Raw genomic sequence first — 17,059 nt, 5'->3', positions numbered from 1 at the left:
GCCGTCCGGGCGGCCGGGAACGACGGGCCGCCCCGTCAGGTCGCGTCGGCGACGAGCGCGGCGGCCTCGTCGAAGACCCCGTCGGCGCGGTCGGGGTCGCGGGCCTCCGCGGTGATCCGCACCAGCGGCTGGGTGCCGCTCGCGCGGACGAGGAACCACGCGTCGCCCAGGTCCACCCGGACGCCGTCGACCGTCTGCACGTCGTCGTACCGGGCGAGGACGGCCTCGCGGACGCGCTCCATGACGGCGGCCTTCTCGCCGGTCTCCACGCTGTCCCGGCGGATGGGGTACGTCTCGACGCCGTCGACCAGGTCGCCCAGCGGGCCCCGCTCGGCGACGAGTTCGACGAGTTTGCAGGCCGCCAGCGGCCCGTCGGGGCACAGCGTCTCGTCGGGCCAGATCCACGCGCCGCTCTCCTCGCCGCCGAAGGCGACCGCGGGGTCGGTCGCGGCCTCGGCGACGAACACGTCGCCGACCCGGGTGCGGGTGAGCGACGCGCCCACCTCGGCGAGCGCATCGTCGACGGCGAGGCTGGTGTTCAGCGGCGCGGCGACGCGGTCGCCCTCGCCCGCCGCGGCGCGGCCGAACAGCGCGAGCAACACGTCGCCGGACACGAACGCGCCGTCGCCGGTCACCGCCTGCATGCGGTCGGCGTCGCCGTCGTGGGCGATGCCCAGGTCCGCGTCCGTCCGCTCGACCAGCGCGCACAGCGACCGGCAGTTGTCGGCGGTCGGTTCGCTGGGCCGCCCCGGGAACGCGCCGTCCTCCTGGGCGTTCAGCGTCTCCACCTCGCAGCCCAGCCGCGAGAGCGCCGCGACGGTGACGCCGCCCATCCCGTTGCCCACGTCGACGGCGACGCTGGGCGGGTCGTCGACCGTCACGGCGTCGGCGAGCGTGTCGACGTGGCGGTCGAACGCGCCGTCCCACGACCGCCGGTCGCCGACGCCGTCCCACCCCGACAGGTCCGGGTCGTCGGCGCGGACCCGCTCGGCGACCGCCTCGCGCTCGGCCTCGTCGAACGCCTGCCCGCTGGGTGACCAGAGCTTGATCCCGTTGTCGGGCGCGGGGTTGTGGCTGGCCGTGACCGAGACGCCCGCGTCGGCGTCCCGCCACGCGACCGAGCGCGCGACGGTCGGCGTCGCCGCGCGCCCGAGGTCCACCACGTCCGTGCCGCACTCCCGCAGGCCCGCCGCCAGCGCGTCCGCGAGGAACTCGCCGCTCTCCCGGGGGTCGCGCCCGACGACGACGCGGTCGGCCTCGGCCGCCACCGCCCGGCCCACCGACAGCGCCAGGTCCGCCGTCACGTCCTCGCCGACTCGTCCCCGGATCCCGCTCGTGCCGAACATAGCCGAGGTGACAACACGGGGCGGCAAAAGCGGTGCGGGTCGGCCGCCGTGCGCTCCACTTTCACCGAGGCCGGCGGGGGTTCTTGTGGCGGGCGCGAGTGGGTCGGCCATGGACGAGAGGGTCAGGCGACACGCCGAGATACTGGTCGACCACTGCACCGACATCGCCGCCGAGGACGACGTGTTGATCCGCGCGCCGACGCCCGCCGAGGACCTGGTCGTCGCGCTCCACGAGCGGATCGGCGAGGTCGGCGCGTGCCCGTCGCTCTCCTGGCTCAACTCCCGCGCTGGCCGGGCGTACGCCCGGGCGATGGACGCCGATGACTTCCGACTCAACGAACCCCGCCTCGCGGCGATGGAGGAGACTGACGTCGTCATCATGGTCACCGGGGCGACGAACGCCTTCGAGACGAGCGACGTGGATCCGGGGAAGTCGGCCGCCGCGAGTCGGGCGAACGGCCCGATCCTGGAGGAACGGCTCGACACGCGGTGGGTCATCACCCAGCACCCGACGCCGGCCGACGCCCAGCAGGCCGAGATGAGCACCGAGGCGTGGGAGGCGTTCGTGTACGACGCCGTGAACCGCGACTGGGACGCCCAGCGGGCGTTTCAGGAGCGGATGGTGGAGATACTCGACCCCGCCGAGGAGGTGCGGATCGTCTCCGGCGACGCGACCGACGTGACCCTCTCGGTCGACGGCATGGCGGCGGCGAACGACTACGCGAAGGAGAACCTGCCGGGCGGCGAGGTGTACACGTCGCCGGTGCCCGACGGCGTCGACGGCGAGGTGACGTTCGACCTGCCGGTGGTCCGCAACGGCCGTGAGGTCGAGGGCGCGACCCTGCGGTTCGAGGACGGCGAAGTCGTCGACCACGGCGCGGAGAAAAACGGGGACGTGCTGACGAGCGTGCTGGAGACGGACGAGGGCGCGCGCCGCGTCGGCGAACTCGGAATCGGCATGAACCGGGGCATCGACGAGTTCTCCTACAACATGCTGTTCGACGAGAAGATGGGCGACACCGTCCACCTCGCGCTCGGGAAGGCCATCGAGGAGTGCGTCCCCGAGGGTCGCGAGTTCAACGACAGCGCCGTCCACGTCGACATGCTCGTGGACATGAGCGAGGACTCCCGGATCGAGGTCGACGGCGAGGTGGTCCAGCGCAACGGGACCTTCGCGTTCGAGGGGAGCGAGACCGAGTGACGGGTGCTACAACCCCTCACCGTGGATCGACACACTCGCCGGCCACCTCGACGAGTTCATCGGTCACTCTCACCCGGCCGTCGAACAGCCCGCACGTGTCGGCGCTCCACGCGAGTTGCCCGCGGAAATCGTCGCCGGACACGGTCACCTCGTGTCGCCCCTCGGACCCAACCACTACCTCGAAGGCGCGCGCTACCCCGCTGTCGACCTGGTCGGATTCGTCCTCGTAGGTTGTGCCCTCCATATCGACGACATCGACCTGGACGGTAACCGGCTCGACGCGTTCGTTCTGGACGGTGAGATCGAGCCGACTGCTCTCCTCAGTCCCGAACAAACCCGTACAGCCAGCCAGCGAAGTCGCACCCGCGACCGCGAGGACCTGACGACGGTTCATACGATATGCACACGAGCGTGACACTTGAACCTCCGTCTCGGTCGAAGTGCCTGCCGAGCGACCGATGGCTCTCACGTGCGCGACACCGACCCGTCCTGTCGATGACTGGACGATCGCGGAGAAAACCCCCTTGATGGACGGGCGGACGGCGAGGCCCTGCTGCGGGCCGAGCCGTCCAACCCGGGGAAGGGCAGGCTGGCAGGAGTCGGCGTAGAGGCGAACTGAGTAAGCATACGGCGGCGAAGCCGCCGTTTCGCCGCGAACGAGCGGTAGCGAGTGAGCGGGGTTTTTTGATCGACATTTTTGCCGGGAGCGGTGCGCCGCAGGCGCACCCGACCGGGAAAAAGGTCGTCGTCCCTACTCGTACCGAAGCGCCTCGATCGGGTCAGTCCGGGCGGCGCGCCACGCCGGGTAGAGGCCGGCGGCGACCCCGACGAGGATCCCGACGGCGACGGCGATCCCGAACCACTCGAACGGGTAGGAGAGCGGCAGGTCGGCGTACTCGGTGACCGCCCAGCCGCCGGCCGCCCCGAGCAGGACGCCGCCGACCGCGCCGAGGACGCCGAGGATCACCGCCTCGGTCAGGAACAGCGTCAGCACGTCGCGGTTCCGCGCGCCGACGGCCTTCATGATCCCGATCTCGCGGGTGCGCTCGGTGACGCTGACGAGCATGATGTTGGCGATGCCGATCGCGCCGACGAGTAGCGAGATGACGGCGATCCCGGTGACGAAGGCGGTGAGCTGGTCGAGGACGGTCCGGAGCTGGTCCAGCAACTCCTCGCTTGTCTGCAGCGTCAGTTCGAGGTCGTCGCCGAGGAACTCGCTGGCGTCGGACTCGTCGCTCTCCAGGTACGCCCGGGTCTCCTCGCGGGCGGCGTCGACGTCCTCGACGCCGGTCGCCCGGACGGCGATGGAGTAGTAGCGGGCCTCGTCGCCGCCGGCGAGTGCGGTGTAGTACGGGTCCGCCGGGAGGTAGGCGCGGGGCTCGCTGCCGAAGCCCTCGAACGGGCTCTGGCCCTCCGAGGTGGCGAGGATCCCCACGACGGTGGCGTTCTGCCGGCCGACGCCCGGGACGGTCACGCCTATCTCGTCGCCGACCGAGACGTTGCGGTCGAACCGCTCGGCCATCGCGGGGTTGATCACGGCCTCGCGCTGGCCCGATGCGAAGCGGCGGCCCTCGCCCACGTCCGCCGGGTCGAGGTACGCCTCGCCGGTGGCGTACACCCCCTGCCTGAGCGGCACCGTCTCGTTGCCGGCGGCGACGGATTCGGTGGGCACCGGCGACCACGGGAACGCGGCCTCGACGTGTTCGAGGTCGTTAAGGCGCTCGACGTCCCGCGGCGTGAACACGAGTTCCGCGCCCTGCCCGGGGCCGCCCTCCTGGTCCGGCGGGCTGGCCCAGACGTAGACCGTGCTGGCGTCCTCCGCGCCGACCTCCCCGAGGATGCCCGCCGAGAGGCTGACGCCGAGCGTGACGAACGTGATGACCGCGGCGACGCCGATGATCACCCCGAGCGTGGTCAGCGTCGACCGGAGCTTGTGGCCGCGGATCGACCGCCAGGCGAGCCGGGCGCTCTCGCGGAGCCTCATCCGGCCACCTCGGCGTCGCCGACGCGCTCGACCCGCTCGACGCGGCCGTCCAGCAGGTGGACGATCCGCTCGGCGCGCTCGGCGATGTGGCGCTCGTGGGTGACGACCAGCAGGGTGTTCCCGTCGGCGTGTATCTCGTCGAGCAGGTCCATGATCGTCGCGCCCGTCTCCGTGTCCAGATTGCCGGTCGGCTCGTCGGCCAGCACGAGCGTCGGCTCGGTCACCAGCGCGCGGGCGAGCGCGACGCGCTGGCGCTGGCCGCCCGACAGCTCGTTCGGGCGGTGGTCGCCGCGGTCCCCGAGGCCGACGCGGTCCAGTATCGCGGTGGCCCGCCGCTCGCGCTCGGCGGCGGGCACGCCCTGGAACACGAGCGGCATGGCGACGTTCTCCCGCGCGGTGAGGCGGGGCATGAGGTTGAACGTCTGGAACACGAACCCGATCTCGTCGCCGCGGAGGTCGGTCCGGGCCCCCTCGGACAGCGCCGTCACGTCCGTGCCGCCGACGGCGACGGTCCCCTCCGTCGGCGTGTCGAGGCAGCCGACGAGGTTCAGCAGCGTGCTCTTGCCCGACCCGCTCGGCCCCATGACGGCGGTGTAGGAGCCGCGGGGGAGCGTCAGGTCGACGCCGTCCAGCGCGTGGACGGGTTCGCCGACGCGGTACGTCTTGCGGACGCCCGACAGCGAGATGGCGGGGTCGGCCGCCGTGTCGTCGCGCTCGGCGGCCGTGGCGGCGGGATCGTCTGCCATGCACGCGCTAGGGCGGGATCGAGGAAAAGCGTGACCCGCGCCACCCCGCGGTCCCGGGCCATGAGCGGCGCTCGGACCGCCCGGGCTTTTTGCCCCTGCGGCGCGGGGTCGTCGGTATGAAGCAACGCGGCGGATCGACGGCGGCGAAGCGCAGGGCGGGCGAGCGGGCGGCCGAGGCGGTCGCGGACGGGATGGTCGTCGGGCTGGGCACAGGGAGCACGGCGGCCCACGCCATCCGGGCGGTCGGCGAGGCGGTCGACGCGGGGGCGGACGTCCGCGGCGTGCCGACCTCGTTTCAGTCGCGTCAACTCGCCATCGACGCCGGGATCCCGCTGGTCGGGCTGGACGAGGTCGAGACGGTCCACCTCGCCATCGACGGCGCGGACCAGTTCGCCGGCGGCGACCTCGTGAAGGGCGGCGGCGCGGCACACGCCCGCGAGAAGGTCGTCGACGCGACGGCCGAGCGGTTCGTGGTCGTCGCGGACCCCTCGAAGGCGGCCGACGCGCTGGACCATCCGGTCCCGGTGGAGGTGTTGCCGGACGCCCGGTCGCTCGCCGCCGAGAGGGTACGCGGGTTCGGCGGCGAGCCGACGCTCCGGGCGGCCGAGGGGAAGGACGGCCCGGTCGTCACGGACAACGGCAACCTCGTGCTCGACTGCGACTTCGGGGCGATTGACGACCCCGGCGGGCTGGCGGCGCGGCTGTCGGCGGTGCCGGGCGTCGTGGAGCACGGGCTGTTCGTCGGGATGGCGGACGAGATACTCGTCGGTCACGGGGACGGCGTCGACGCCAAAAAACCCTGAGCGGCTACGCCGGTCAGGTTCGAAGGTCGGAGAGCCTGCTTACAGGTCGCGCGGCTGCACCGTCTTCCGGTCGTTGGCCTCGGCGCGGTCCGCGGCGTCGGCGAGGAGCTCGTCGACCTCCTCGTCGAGGGCCTCGTAGAAGTCCGAGGCAACGTTCTTGTCGTCGAGCGCTTCCTTGACGGCTGCTTTGACAATGAGGTCTGCCATACGAACTGGAGTTGCCCGCCACCCTTTATAAGGTTTCCCAAATAGAGCGGCGAGCGGCCCTGAGTCGGGCGTACAGCGTGGGATCGTGTCGCAGGCGTGAGGGGTGGCCACCCGGGGGAACGTCGCCGGCGGGGAACGACAGGCAGGAGTGGCTCGGCCGCCCACGGGGTGGTATGCGCGAGCTACTGGAGGCCGTCGCGGCCGGCGACTGCACGCCGGCCCAGGCCGAGGCCGAACTGCGGGGGTACGCGACCGGCGAGGCCGGCCGGTTCGACGCGGCGCGCGAGCAGCGCAGCGGCGTCCCGGAGGCCGTCTACGGCGAGGGGAAGACGTCCGACGAGGTCGCCGAACTCGTCGCGACGGCCGTCGAGACGACCGGCCGGGGGATCGCCACCCGCGTCGACGGCGACGACGTGGCGGCGGTCCGCGAGCGACTGGGCGACGAGCGCCCCGACGCGTCCGTGGAGTACCGGGAGCGCTCCCGGGTGCTCGTCGCCCGCGACGAGGGGTTCGAACCGCCGGACCTCGACGCGATCGTCGGGGTCGTCACCGGCGGGACCGCCGATGCGGGGCCGGCGGGCGAGGCCGCCGCCATCGCGTCGGAGATGGGCGCGTCCGTCGAGCGGGTCGACGACGTGGGCGTCGCGAGCATCGTCCGCGTGCTGGACCAGGTGGACGCGCTCCGGGAACTGGACGTGCTCGTCGTCGCGGCCGGCCGCGAGGGGGCGCTGCCGACCGTCGTCGCGGGGCTGGTCGACACGCCCGTGATCGGGCTGCCGGTCGACAGTGGCTACGGCCACGGCGGCGACGGCGAGGCGGCGCTTTCCGGGATGCTCCAGTCGTGTACGGCGATGACGACGGTCAACGTCGACGCCGGCTTCGTCGCCGGCGCGCAGGCCGGTCTCATCGCCCGCGCCGTCGACGGATCTACCCGGAACGGAAAACAGTAGTTTCGGTTCTCGGTGTTTACCTCGCGATCGACGTGGTTTGATTTCCGAAGGAGAAACGGAAGTTTGCAAACTACGAAATTGGGTCCCATTTTGGAAAGGATATATACCGTAGTAAGCCGTAGCACGGGGTGCCGGCCAACGAAGTGCCGGTTGACAACAATGCCCACATGCGACCACTGCGACGCACACGTTTCCGAGCGGTTCGCGCGTGTGTTCGCAGACGAGCACGGGCGCATCTTCGCCTGTCCAGGCTGCTCGGCGAACGCAGGAATCGCCGAGGCCGCACGACAGCGTGCCCGGGGCTCGTGAGGCCACTGAGACCGATAGCGGAAGACCACCACGCGAAGCCTTCCTCTATCACGCCGTTTTTGGCCGCCGCCGCCGATCGAACCTGACAGTGTCCCACTACGTGTACGTCCTCGAGTGCGCCGACGACACGCTCTACACCGGCTACACCACGGACGTCCAGCGCCGCGTCCGCGAACACGACGCCGGCGACGGCGCGAAGTACACCCGCGGGCGGACGCCCGTGGAACTCGTCCACGTCGAGTCGTTCGACTCGAAGTCCGCCGCGATGTCCCGAGAGCACGAGGTCAAGTCGCTGTCCCGGGCGGCCAAGGAGCGCCTGATCGACGGCGACCGCGGCCCGGGCGGCGACGCGCCGTGACGGCGCTTTCCGGCCGCCCGAATGGTTTATGATTACAGTGTGGTAACTACGACCCGATGACCGAACCCGCCACGGCGGCCGAGACGGCGGACGTCGGCAGGTCCGGGCGGAGCATCGCCGACCTCCGGGCGGACCTCGCCCGGAGCGACCTCGCCCGCCACCTGGCGCTTTTCTACGAGTCGACCGACGCGCAACTGGCGGCCGTGGCCGCCTACGTTGACCGGGGACTGCAGGCCGGGCACCGCTGTCTGTATCTGGTCGACGACAACGACGCGGCCCGGATCAGGGCGGCGCTTCGCTCCCTCGAGATCGACGTCGACGCCCGGATCGAGGCCGGCGACCTGGCGATCCGCGACGCGTCGGAGGTGTATCTCGACGCCGGGTTCGACCCCGACCGCATGATAGACGAACTGCGGGCGGCCTGCGAGGGGAGCGTGGCGGACGGGTACGACGGGCTCTGGGTGGCGGGGGAGAACACGTGGTCGTTCCACACGGACGAGACGTTCGACCACGTCGTCGACTTCGAGGCCGACTTCGACGCCTGCTGTCCGGACCTCCCCGTCATGGCGCTGTGCCAGTACGACCTCCGGCGGTTCAGCGGCGAGTCGGCGGCCAAGGCGCTGTGGACCCACGAGCAGATCGTCTACCGCAACGCCGTCTGCGAGAACCCGTACTACATCCCGCCGAAGCAGTACCGGTCCATGGCCGACCCGCAGACGAACGCCAGGCTCATGCTCGAACAGACGTACGACCTGGCCCAGGCCAGGCGGCAGATACACCGCCGGGAGCAGCGCCTGTCGGTCGTCACGCGGGTCCTCCGGCACAACATCCGGAACGACCTGAACGCGATCCACGGCCTGCTCGAACTCGTCGAGGAGAGCGCGGGGCTGGACGACGCCGGCCGGGAGCGGCTGGCGAGCGCGCGGCAGTGCGCCGAGGACGTCGTCGACCTCGCGGAGAAAGCCAGGTACGTCGAGCGGAGCATCGCCGAACCGGACGTCGAGCGGGTCGCCCTCGGCTCGGTGGTCGACCGGGCCGTCGGCCGGGTCGCGGACGCCCACCCGGACGCCGAAGTCGCGGTCACGGGCGACGCCGACGTGCGGGTCCACGCCGACAAGCACCTCGACCGGGCGCTCGAGGAGGTGGTCACGAACGCCGTCGTCCACGCCGACGCCGACCCCCCGTCGGTCGCCCTGCGCATCTCGGCCCCGTCCCCCGCGCTCGTGCGGCTCGACGTCCGGAACCCCGGCGGCCCCATCCCGGAGATCGACCGGCGGGCGCTCCGTCAGGAGTACGAGACGCAACTCGACCACGGGAGCAGCCTCGGCCTCTGGCTCGTCAAGTGGATCGTCGAAAACAGCGGCGGGAGCCTCTCGTTCCCCGACGACGGGGACTGTCAGGTCCGGATCGAACTGCGCCGCGCCTTCGAGTGACCGTCCCGGCGGTCGGCCCAGCCCCCGGATCGCGGGGGTTTTTTCGCCCTCGGCGGCGTTGGGCCGGTATGGAGACGCCGATATCGTTCGGGACCGACGGGTGGCGGACGACCCTGGAGGAGTTCACCGCCCCCCGCGTGCGGATGGTCGGGCAGGCCGTCGCGACGTACCTCGCCGACGAGGGCCGGGGGGACGACTCCGTCGCGGTGGGGTACGACGCCCGCGAGAGCTCCCGCGGGTTCGCCGAGGAACTCGCCCGCGTGCTCGCCGCCAACGGCCACGACGTGCTGTTGCCCGAGCGCGACCGCCCGACGCCGCTGGTCGCCTGGGCCATCGTCGAGCGGGACCTGGCTGGCGCGATGATGGTGACGGCCTCGCACAACCCGCCGGAGTACAACGGCGTGAAGTTCATCCCCGCCGACGGCGCGCCGGCGCTGCCGGAGGTCACGGACGCCGTCGAGGCCCGCCTCGCCGAGCCGGACCCGCTCCCGGAGGCCGACCACGGGACGGTCCGGGAGGTCGACCTGGCGACCCCCCACGCCGACCACGCGATGGACCTGGTCGACGCCGACCTCTCGGACCTGACGGTCGCCTACGACGCCATCCACGGGAGCGGCCGCGGGACGACCGACGCCCTGCTGGAGCGGGCGGGCGCGACCGTCGAGCGCCTGCGCTGCGACCGCGACCCCGAGTTCGGCGGCGCGTCCCCCGAGCCCAGCGAGGAGCACCTGTCGGACCTGATAGCGGCCGTCCGCGACGGCGACGCGGACCTGGGGATCGCCAACGACGGCGACGCCGACCGGCTCGCCGTCGTCACGCCGGAGCGGGGCTTCCTCGACGAGAACCTCTTTTTCGCGGCGCTGTACGACTACCTGCTGGAGAGCGACACCGGCCCGGCCGTCCGCAGCGTCTCGACCACGTTCCTGGTCGACCGCGTCGCCGAGGCCCACGGCGAGGCCGTCGTCGAGACGCCGGTCGGCTTCAAGTGGGTCGCCGAGGCGATGGCCGACCACGACGCGCTGGTCGGCGGCGAGGAGAGCGGCGGCTTCACCGTCCGCGGCCACGTCCGCGAGAAGGACGGCGTGCTGACGGCGCTGCTGGCGGGGGCCGTCGCGGCCGAGGAGCCGTTCGACGCCCGCGTGGACCACCTGCTCGACGAGCACGGCGAGATCCACCAGGGGAAGGTCAGCGTCGACTGCCCGGACGCCGAGAAGGAGCGCGTCATCGCGGACCTGGAGGAGGTCATCCCCGACGCGGTCGCCGGCGCGGCCGTCGAGGACGTCGTCACCGTCGACGGGTTCAAACTCCTGCTTTCGGACGGCTCGTGGACGCTCGTCCGCCCGAGCGGCACGGAGCCGAAGCTCCGCGTGTACGCGGAGGCCGACAGCGAGGAGCGCGTCGAGGCGCTGCTCGCCGAGGGGCGCGAACTGGTCGAGCCGCTGGTCTGAGCGGCGCGGCGGCGTCCGCTATCGAACGCCACGCAACCGTCCGTCACCGGCCGGCTCGACGGCGAAGCCGAGCGACTCGTAGAACGGCCGCACGGACGGGTCGAACGCGGCGGTGAGCCGGGCGGCGCGCTCGCCGGCCACCTCGACCAGCGCGGTCCCGATCCCCTGCCCGCGGCGGGAGCGCGTCACGGCGACCGCGGCGACGTGTGCGCCCTCCGTCCGCGGTTCGAGGACGAGCGCGCCGACGACCCGGCCGTCCGCGACGGCGACGAGCGCGTCCCCGCGGTCGATCGCGCCCGCCACGTCGCCGGGTTCGAGCATCGCGGCATCGATCACGCGCCTGACGGCGACGCGCTCGTCGGGGCGGGCCTCGCGGACGGCGACGCCGTCCGGCGGCCCCGCGTCGCTCCCGCCGCTCATCCGCCCTTTATCAGCCTGACCACGGTGACGCGCTCGGCCTCGACCGGCTGGTCCTCCGGCACCGGCCGGCCGTCGACCATCGCCGTCGCCTCGTGGGGCGAGAGGTCGACCGCGGCGAGCAGGTCGGCGTACGTCGGGTCCTCGACGGACACCTCCCGCGTCCCCTCGCCGGCGACCTCGACGGTGACGTTCATGACGAGCGGTTGCCGTCGGCGGGCCGTAAGCGTGTCGTCCCGGCCGCCGGGACCGCAAACGATACGCGTCCGGGAAGTATGTGGTCAGCTATGACGAAGCAGACCCGCTCCCGACGGGAGTACCTCGCGCTGATCGGGTCGGCCAGCGCCGTCGGCGTCGCCGGCTGTTCGTCGTCCGACGACGACGGCTCGGCGTTCGACACCGACGCGAGCACGGCCGGCGACACCGATACGGCCGCCACCACGGACCGGGCCGCCACCGGCACCGACGGGGAGACGAGCACCGAACGCGAGAGCGAGACGACGGAGGAGTCCCCCGCCGACGGCGAGGCCGTCACGGTGGCGCACCTGGCCCCGACGAGCGGCGGGATCGCCGAACTCGGGCAGCGACAGCGGCGGGGCGCGGATCTCGCCGTCGAGTGGGTCAACCAGCGGGACGCCTACGACTTCGAGCTGGAACTGGTCGGGGGCAACACGGAGGCCGTCCCCGACACGGCGGCGGCGGAGATGGGACGCGTCGTCGCGGAGGAGGACGCCCGGTTCGTCACCGGCGGGCTGACCGTCCCGGTGGCGGGGGTGCTCGCCGAGCGGGCGGTCGAGAACGCGGTCGTCTACCTCTCGTCGGGACGGGGCCCCCAGCTTTTCGGCTCCGCGTGCAACGAGTGGACCTTCTGGTGTGAGACCACCGCCGCGCAGCTGGCTGCGTCGATGGGGCGACACGTCGCGACCGAACTGGGGTCGGACGTCTGGTTCCACTACGGCGACTTCGCCTACGGCCGGCGGGTGTACGAGTGGACCAGCGAGGCGATGGCGAGCGCGGCCGACGGCTTCACCGAGGTCGGACAGACGCGGTCGGGGCCGGCCGACTCCGACTTCCGGTCCGTCATCGACCGGATCCGCTCGTCCGACGCCGAGGCCGTCGTGCTGGGGCTGTCCCAGCCGACCCTCGTCAACTTCCTCAACCAGGCCGCCGACCTCGGCCTGACCGAGGAGACGGCGGTCGTCAGCCCCAACGGCGCGTCCCGGGCGGTGCGCAACGGTGCCGGAGACAGCGCCGTCGGGACGTACGGCGGCGTCCGCTACCTCCCGTCGCTCGCCACCGGCGACAACCGGGCGTTCGTCGACGCGTACCGCACGCGGTACGGCGGCCGCCCCGACACCCAGGCCCGCCTGGGGTTCGACTCGGTCCGGTTCGTCGCGAACGGGATCCGGGCGGCCGGCAGCACGGATCGGGAGGCCGTCAGCGACGCCCTCGAAGGCGGCACGTTCACCACCGCCCTCGGCGACGTGACGTTCCGGGAAGGCGACCGGCTGGCGACCAACCCGGCGTGGATCGGCGAGGTGACGGCCGGCTCCGGCACCCCCGGCGTCGAACGCCTGGCGCAGGTGTCCGACGGCCGGTCGCTGCCACCGGCCACCGACCTCGACTGTCGCTGACGACGCGACCGGCAGGGCGGCTCCCGCTTACGCGGTCCCGCTCCCGCCGTCGGCGTCCGGTTCCGGCGTTGTGTCCCCGGTCCGGCGGTCGCGCCGCCGCCGGCGGTAGCCGCCGGTCAGCACGCCCAGCAGCGCGCCGAGGCCGATCAGGAACACGAGCAGGCCGAACAGCCCGCCGAGCAGCGGTACCTGCGTGACGAGCGCGACGACGACCAGACCGACCACGAGCGCCAGCCAGCGGCTGCTCATGTCGGTGAGCGCGAGGAGGGCGACGCCGACGACGAAGGCCCCGTACACGCTCCCGATCCACGCCAGCAGGAGGAAGGCGAACAGCCAGGCGAAGGCGATCGGGATGCCGATGATCGTGATCAGGAAGAGGACGAACACGATCGGCGCGGCGACCACGGCGAGCAGCCCGATTCCCCCCGCTCGGAGCGTGTTGTCGACGCCGTACTCGCCGACCCGGGCGGAGAACGTCGGGAGCGCGAGCAACAGCAGCGCGCCGAGCAGGAGGTTCATCAGGAACCCGAACAGCGTCCCGAGCCACGGCAGTTCGGGGAACTGCGGCCCCACGTCGAGCGACCCGTCCCGGATCGTCTCGCCGGCGACCGTCGCCCCGTCGGCGACGGTGAGGTTGCCGTCGTAGCGCAGGTCGCCCTCGACCGTGCCCGTCGAGGCGACGGTGATCGTCCCGGCCGCCAGGCGCGCGTCGCCGACGGAGCCGGCGATCGTGACGGTGCCGGCGGCCGCCTCCAGCGTGCCGCCGACGGAGCCGCTCTCGCCGACGAAGACGTTGCCGCCGACGGCCGTCACGTCGCCGCCGACGTCGCCGGTGATCCGGACGTTCCCCGAGAACGCCTCCACGTCGCCCTGCACCTCGCCGGCGACGATCACGTTGCCCGCGAACGCCCGGAGGTCCCCGGTGACGGTCCCCCTGATGATCACGTTGCCGGCGCTCGCCGAGAGGTCGTCGTCTATCGTCTCGCCGGCCTCGACGACGACGGTGTCGCCCGTGCGGTTCTCCTGGGCGGCGGCGACGCCCGGCACCATGGCGACGACGGCGAGGACGGCGAGCGTCAGTGCGAGCAGGTGCGAGCGGCGGTCCGTGGACATGGTCGAACGACGACGGCGGCGACCAAAAGTGTAACTGGCGCAACCTGACTCGCGGGTCGGGACAGCGGTCTCGGGGGCTTTATGCCCGTCAGGGGCCTTGCCCGTCGTATGAGCACGGCGGACGCCGAGAGCGACCCCGCGGGGGGGCGATCGGAGATCTGGATCGAGAAGTACCGCCCGACAACGCTGGACGAGGTCGTCGGCCAGGAGGAGATCACCGACCGGCTGCAGAGCTACATCGAGCGCGACGACCTGCCGAACCTGATGTTCTCCGGCGAGGCCGGCATCGGGAAGACCACCTCCGCGATCGCCATCGCCCGGGCCGTCTACGGCGACGACTGGCAGGAGAACTTCCTCGAACTGAACGCCTCCGACGAGCGCGGCATCGACGTGGTTCGGGGCCGCATCAAGGACTTCGCGCGGGCGAGTTTCGGCGACTACGACTACCGGATCATCTTCCTCGACGAGGCGGACTCGCTGACCAGCGACGCCCAGTCCGCGCTCCGCCGGACGATGGAGCAGTTCTCGGGCAACACGCGCTTCATCCTCTCGTGTAACTACTCCAGCCAGATCATCGACCCGATCCAGTCCCGGTGTGCCGTCTTCCGGTTCTCGCCGCTGTCGGACGAGGCGGTCGAGTCGGAGGTCCGCCGCATCGCCGACGCCGAGGGGATCGAGGTGACCCAGGACGGCGTCGACGCCATCGCCTACGCCGCCGACGGCGACATGCGCAAGGCGATCAACGCGCTCCAGGCCGCCGCCGTGATGGGCGAGACGGTCGACGAGGACGCCGTGTTCACCATCACCAGCACCGCCCGCCCGGAGGAGGTCAAGGAGATGGTGACGAAGGCGCTGGACGGCGACTTCGTCGCCGCGCGCTCGACGCTGGACGAACTGCTGACCGAGAAGGGGATCGCCGGCGGCGACGTCATCGACCAGCTCCACCGCTCGGTCTGGGAGTTCGACCTGGACGACGAGGCCGCCGTCCGCGTGATGGACCGCGTCGGCGAGGCCGACTACCGGATCACCGAGGGCGCGAACGAGCGCGTCCAGCTTGAGGCGCTGCTGGCGTCGCTGGCGCTCGAAGGCTGAGCCGTCCGGCTACGTCTCGAACTCGAACCGCGCCCCGCCCTCCGCAGACTCCGTCAGGGCGACCGTCCAGCCGTGGGCCTCCGCGACCTGTTCGACGATCGCGAGCCCGTAGCCGGTCCCGTTCTTCCGCGTCGTGTACCCGGACTCGAACACCGACTCGCGCTCCTCGGGGGGGATCCCCGGGCCGTCGTCGGCGACGTAGAACCCGCTTTCCGTCCCGCCGACGCGGACGGTAATGCGGTCGTCGCCCGGCCCCCGGGTGAACGCGCCGGCGGCCGCCGGTTCGGCGGTCGCGTCGGGGTCGAACACGTCCGGGGAATCGGCGGCGGAGCCGTTGACCGCGTCGGCGACCGGGGAGGCGTCGTCCGCGGCGGCGGCCCCGTGCTCCGCCGAGTTCCGGAAGAGGTTCGCCAGCAGGTCGCGCAGGCGGTCGGGGTCGGCGTCGACGACGCGGTCGGTGTCGACCACCAGCCCGCAGTCGTCGGCCTCGACGTCGTTCCAGGCCTCGGTCGCCGCGGTCCGGAGTTCGACGGGCCGGGTGTCGCCGACGATCTCGCCCTGCCGGGCCAGCGAGAGCAGTTCGTCGATCATCCGGCTCATCCGCTCGTGTGCCCCCTCGACCCGGTCGAAGTGCTCGGGGTCGCCGGTTTCCCGGGCGAGTTCGAGGTAGCCGTCGGCGACGTTGAGCGGGTTCCGGAGGTCGTGGCTGACGATGCTCGTGAACTCGTCCAGCCGCTCGTTTTTCCGCTCTAGCTCGCGCTCGTGGCGCTTCTGCTCGGTGATGTCCGTGTAGATGGAGTACCCCTGCACGCTCCGCTCGCCGATCCGCAGCGGGACAACGTGGAGCAGGAAGTCGCGCACCCCGTCGGCGGTCTGGCGGCGGGTGGTCGTCCGCAGGCGCTCGCCGGCCAGCAGCGCCTGGTTGAGGTTCTCGGCCTCCCGCTCGCGCTCGGGCGGGACGATGTACTCGTCGATGACCTCGCCGACGACCTCGGCCGCGTCGTAGCCGAACGTATCCTCGAACTGTGAGTTCACGTCGCGGACGACCGGCGTGTCGCCCTCGAACTCGTAGCCGACGACGGCGTCGGGGACGTTCTCGAACAGGGCGGCAAAGCGGTCGCGCTCGGCGACCAGTTCGGCCTCGTGGTCGCGGCGGGCCGCCTCCGCCCGGATGCGCGACAGCGTCTCCTCGACGTGTGCGAGGAGCATCTCCGCCAGTTCGCGGTCCCGGGCGTCGAACGCGCCGACCTCGCGGGCGGCCGCCTGGAACAGCGCGTCGTCGCCGATCGGCACCGAGAGGATCGAGCGGTACGTCTCGGCGGCGGCCGCCGCGTCGGGGTCCTCCCGGAGGTCGTCTATCAGGATCGACTCCCCGCGCTCGTAGGTGCGCCCGGCGATCCCCTCGTCGGCCGGGATGCGCTCGTAGCCCGACTCGGACATCCCATCCGAGACGGACTGCGGGACGAACCAGCCGTCCTCGACGACGTCGATGCCGCAGATGTCGAACTCGAGGACGCGTTCGGCGGCCTCGACGGCGCGCTGGAACAGTTCCGCCTCGGTCCGGGCGCCGACGATGTCCGCCGCGCTGGCGTGGAGCTGTTCGATCTTCGTCCGCGACGTCTCCCGCCGGCGCACCCACGTGACCTCGTCGATTACGGGGCCGAGGGACCGGCCGTCGCGGCCCGCGCGGACGTAGCCGGCGACCTCGGTCGTCGGGACCGCCGACGGGGGCCGCACGCTCCAGACGACGACCGGGACCGAGCGGTTCCGGTGGCGGCAGTCGTCGGTGCAGTCGGCGTCGACGACGAGGCAGTCGGCGTCGACCGCCTCGGGGATGTCCTCGGGCGCGACGACCTCAGCCCGTACGTCGTCGCGGTCCGCCGTGGCCGCCGCTACCTCCGCGCGGCGGTCTCCGTCTGCGAGTGCGAACAGCACGGTCGGCGGCTCGGTCATCTGTGTTCGGACTTGTTGTTAATATTACTCACGACCGGCCTGTATAACCGTTCTGGTTGATCGGC

18 protein-coding genes are annotated in these 17,059 nt (G+C 72.1%); 9 read left to right on the top strand and 9 right to left on the bottom strand.

Annotated features, from left to right (window positions below):
• Positions 1-35: 35 nt before the first annotated feature.
• Positions 36-1,346, bottom strand: coding sequence for a phosphoglucosamine mutase (gene glmM / locus EYW40_RS11420; protein WP_135821727.1), 1,311 nt, complete (start codon positions 1,344-1,346; stop codon positions 36-38).
• Positions 1,347-1,455: 109 nt separating this feature from the next.
• On the opposite strand from glmM, the gene EYW40_RS11415 reads away from it, so the two are divergent.
• Positions 1,456-2,547, top strand: a complete 1,092-nt coding sequence (locus tag EYW40_RS11415) for an aminopeptidase (RefSeq protein WP_135821726.1) — start codon at positions 1,456-1,458, stop codon at positions 2,545-2,547.
• Positions 2,548-2,563: 16 nt separating this feature from the next.
• Here EYW40_RS11415 and EYW40_RS11410 read toward each other — a convergent pair whose 3' ends face one another.
• From EYW40_RS11410 to EYW40_RS11400, 3 genes are all read right to left on the bottom strand, one after another.
• Positions 2,564-2,941, bottom strand: a complete 378-nt coding sequence (locus tag EYW40_RS11410) for a hypothetical protein (RefSeq protein WP_135821725.1) — start codon at positions 2,939-2,941, stop codon at positions 2,564-2,566.
• Positions 2,942-3,298: 357 nt separating this feature from the next.
• Positions 3,299-4,531 carry an ABC transporter permease gene (locus EYW40_RS11405; RefSeq protein ID WP_135821724.1) on the bottom strand — a complete coding sequence of 411 codons (1,233 nt, stop codon included), beginning with the start codon at positions 4,529-4,531 and terminating at the stop codon, positions 3,299-3,301.
• Positions 4,528-5,277 (bottom strand): ABC transporter ATP-binding protein, encoded by a 750-nt coding sequence (locus EYW40_RS11400; protein WP_135821723.1) that lies wholly within the window; start codon positions 5,275-5,277, stop codon positions 4,528-4,530. The genes EYW40_RS11405 and EYW40_RS11400 overlap by 4 nt, the downstream gene beginning before the upstream one ends.
• A gap of 116 nt (positions 5,278-5,393) precedes the next feature.
• On the opposite strand from EYW40_RS11400, the gene rpiA reads away from it, so the two are divergent.
• Positions 5,394-6,080, top strand: coding sequence for a ribose-5-phosphate isomerase RpiA (gene rpiA / locus EYW40_RS11395; RefSeq protein ID WP_135821722.1), 687 nt, complete (start codon positions 5,394-5,396; stop codon positions 6,078-6,080).
• Positions 6,081-6,119: 39 nt separating this feature from the next.
• On the opposite strand, the gene EYW40_RS11390 is transcribed toward rpiA, so the two are convergent.
• Complete coding sequence (locus EYW40_RS11390; RefSeq protein WP_121816411.1) at positions 6,120-6,287, bottom strand: DUF1931 family protein; 168 nt, start codon at positions 6,285-6,287, stop codon at positions 6,120-6,122.
• Positions 6,288-6,460: 173 nt separating this feature from the next.
• Between EYW40_RS11390 and larB the strand changes: the two genes are divergently transcribed.
• The 5 genes from larB (at position 6,461) to EYW40_RS11370 (ending at position 10,785) form a co-directional block, all read left to right on the top strand.
• Complete coding sequence (gene larB, locus EYW40_RS11385) at positions 6,461-7,237, top strand: nickel pincer cofactor biosynthesis protein LarB (protein ID WP_135821721.1); 777 nt, start codon at positions 6,461-6,463, stop codon at positions 7,235-7,237.
• A 159-nt stretch (positions 7,238-7,396) separates the two neighbouring features.
• The gene (locus EYW40_RS20510) at positions 7,397-7,546 is read left to right on the top strand and encodes a DUF7563 family protein (protein WP_162991479.1); all 150 of its coding nucleotides are present in this window, start codon (positions 7,397-7,399) and stop codon (positions 7,544-7,546) included.
• An 82-nt stretch (positions 7,547-7,628) separates the two neighbouring features.
• Positions 7,629-7,904: a GIY-YIG nuclease family protein gene (locus tag EYW40_RS11380; RefSeq protein ID WP_135822061.1), complete on the top strand. Its 276-nt coding sequence runs from the start codon at positions 7,629-7,631 to the stop codon at positions 7,902-7,904.
• 56 nt (positions 7,905-7,960) lie between these two features.
• Positions 7,961-9,337 (top strand): MEDS domain-containing protein, encoded by a 1,377-nt coding sequence (locus EYW40_RS11375; protein ID WP_135821720.1) that lies wholly within the window; start codon positions 7,961-7,963, stop codon positions 9,335-9,337.
• A gap of 68 nt (positions 9,338-9,405) precedes the next feature.
• Entirely contained in the window at positions 9,406-10,785 is a 1,380-nt protein-coding gene (locus tag EYW40_RS11370) for a phosphoglucomutase/phosphomannomutase family protein (protein WP_135821719.1), read from the top strand.
• 18 nt (positions 10,786-10,803) lie between these two features.
• Here the strand turns inward: EYW40_RS11370 and EYW40_RS11365 are convergent, their stop codons facing one another.
• Together EYW40_RS11365 and samp2 are read right to left on the bottom strand one after the other, a co-directional pair.
• The gene (locus tag EYW40_RS11365) at positions 10,804-11,205 is read right to left on the bottom strand and encodes a GNAT family N-acetyltransferase (RefSeq protein ID WP_135821718.1); all 402 of its coding nucleotides are present in this window, start codon (positions 11,203-11,205) and stop codon (positions 10,804-10,806) included.
• Entirely contained in the window at positions 11,202-11,399 is a 198-nt protein-coding gene (samp2, locus tag EYW40_RS11360; RefSeq protein ID WP_135821717.1) for a ubiquitin-like small modifier protein SAMP2, read from the bottom strand. Before samp2 ends, EYW40_RS11365 begins: the two co-directional genes overlap by 4 nt.
• A 90-nt stretch (positions 11,400-11,489) precedes the next feature.
• Between samp2 and EYW40_RS11355 the strand changes: the two genes are divergently transcribed.
• On the top strand, positions 11,490-12,836 hold the full coding sequence (locus EYW40_RS11355; RefSeq protein WP_161973197.1) for an ABC transporter substrate-binding protein: 1,347 nt from the start codon (positions 11,490-11,492) through the stop codon (positions 12,834-12,836).
• A 27-nt stretch (positions 12,837-12,863) separates the two neighbouring features.
• Here the strand turns inward: EYW40_RS11355 and EYW40_RS11350 are convergent, their stop codons facing one another.
• Positions 12,864-13,949, bottom strand: a complete 1,086-nt coding sequence (locus EYW40_RS11350) for a bactofilin family protein (protein ID WP_135821715.1) — start codon at positions 13,947-13,949, stop codon at positions 12,864-12,866.
• A 108-nt stretch (positions 13,950-14,057) separates the two neighbouring features.
• Between EYW40_RS11350 and EYW40_RS11345 the strand changes: the two genes are divergently transcribed.
• Positions 14,058-15,041 (top strand): replication factor C small subunit, encoded by a 984-nt coding sequence (locus EYW40_RS11345; RefSeq protein WP_135821714.1) that lies wholly within the window; start codon positions 14,058-14,060, stop codon positions 15,039-15,041.
• 9 nt (positions 15,042-15,050) lie between these two features.
• On the opposite strand, the gene EYW40_RS11340 is transcribed toward EYW40_RS11345, so the two are convergent.
• Positions 15,051-16,994: an ATP-binding protein gene (locus EYW40_RS11340; protein WP_135821713.1), complete on the bottom strand. Its 1,944-nt coding sequence runs from the start codon at positions 16,992-16,994 to the stop codon at positions 15,051-15,053.
• Positions 16,995-17,059 lie beyond the last annotated feature (65 nt).

This window comes from Halostella litorea (assembly GCF_004785955.1).
Taxonomy (GTDB): domain Archaea; phylum Halobacteriota; class Halobacteria; order Halobacteriales; family Natronoarchaeaceae; genus Halostella; species Halostella litorea.
Note: the sequence above shows the minus strand (reverse complement) of the source record. Positions and strands in the feature narration are given on the sequence as shown.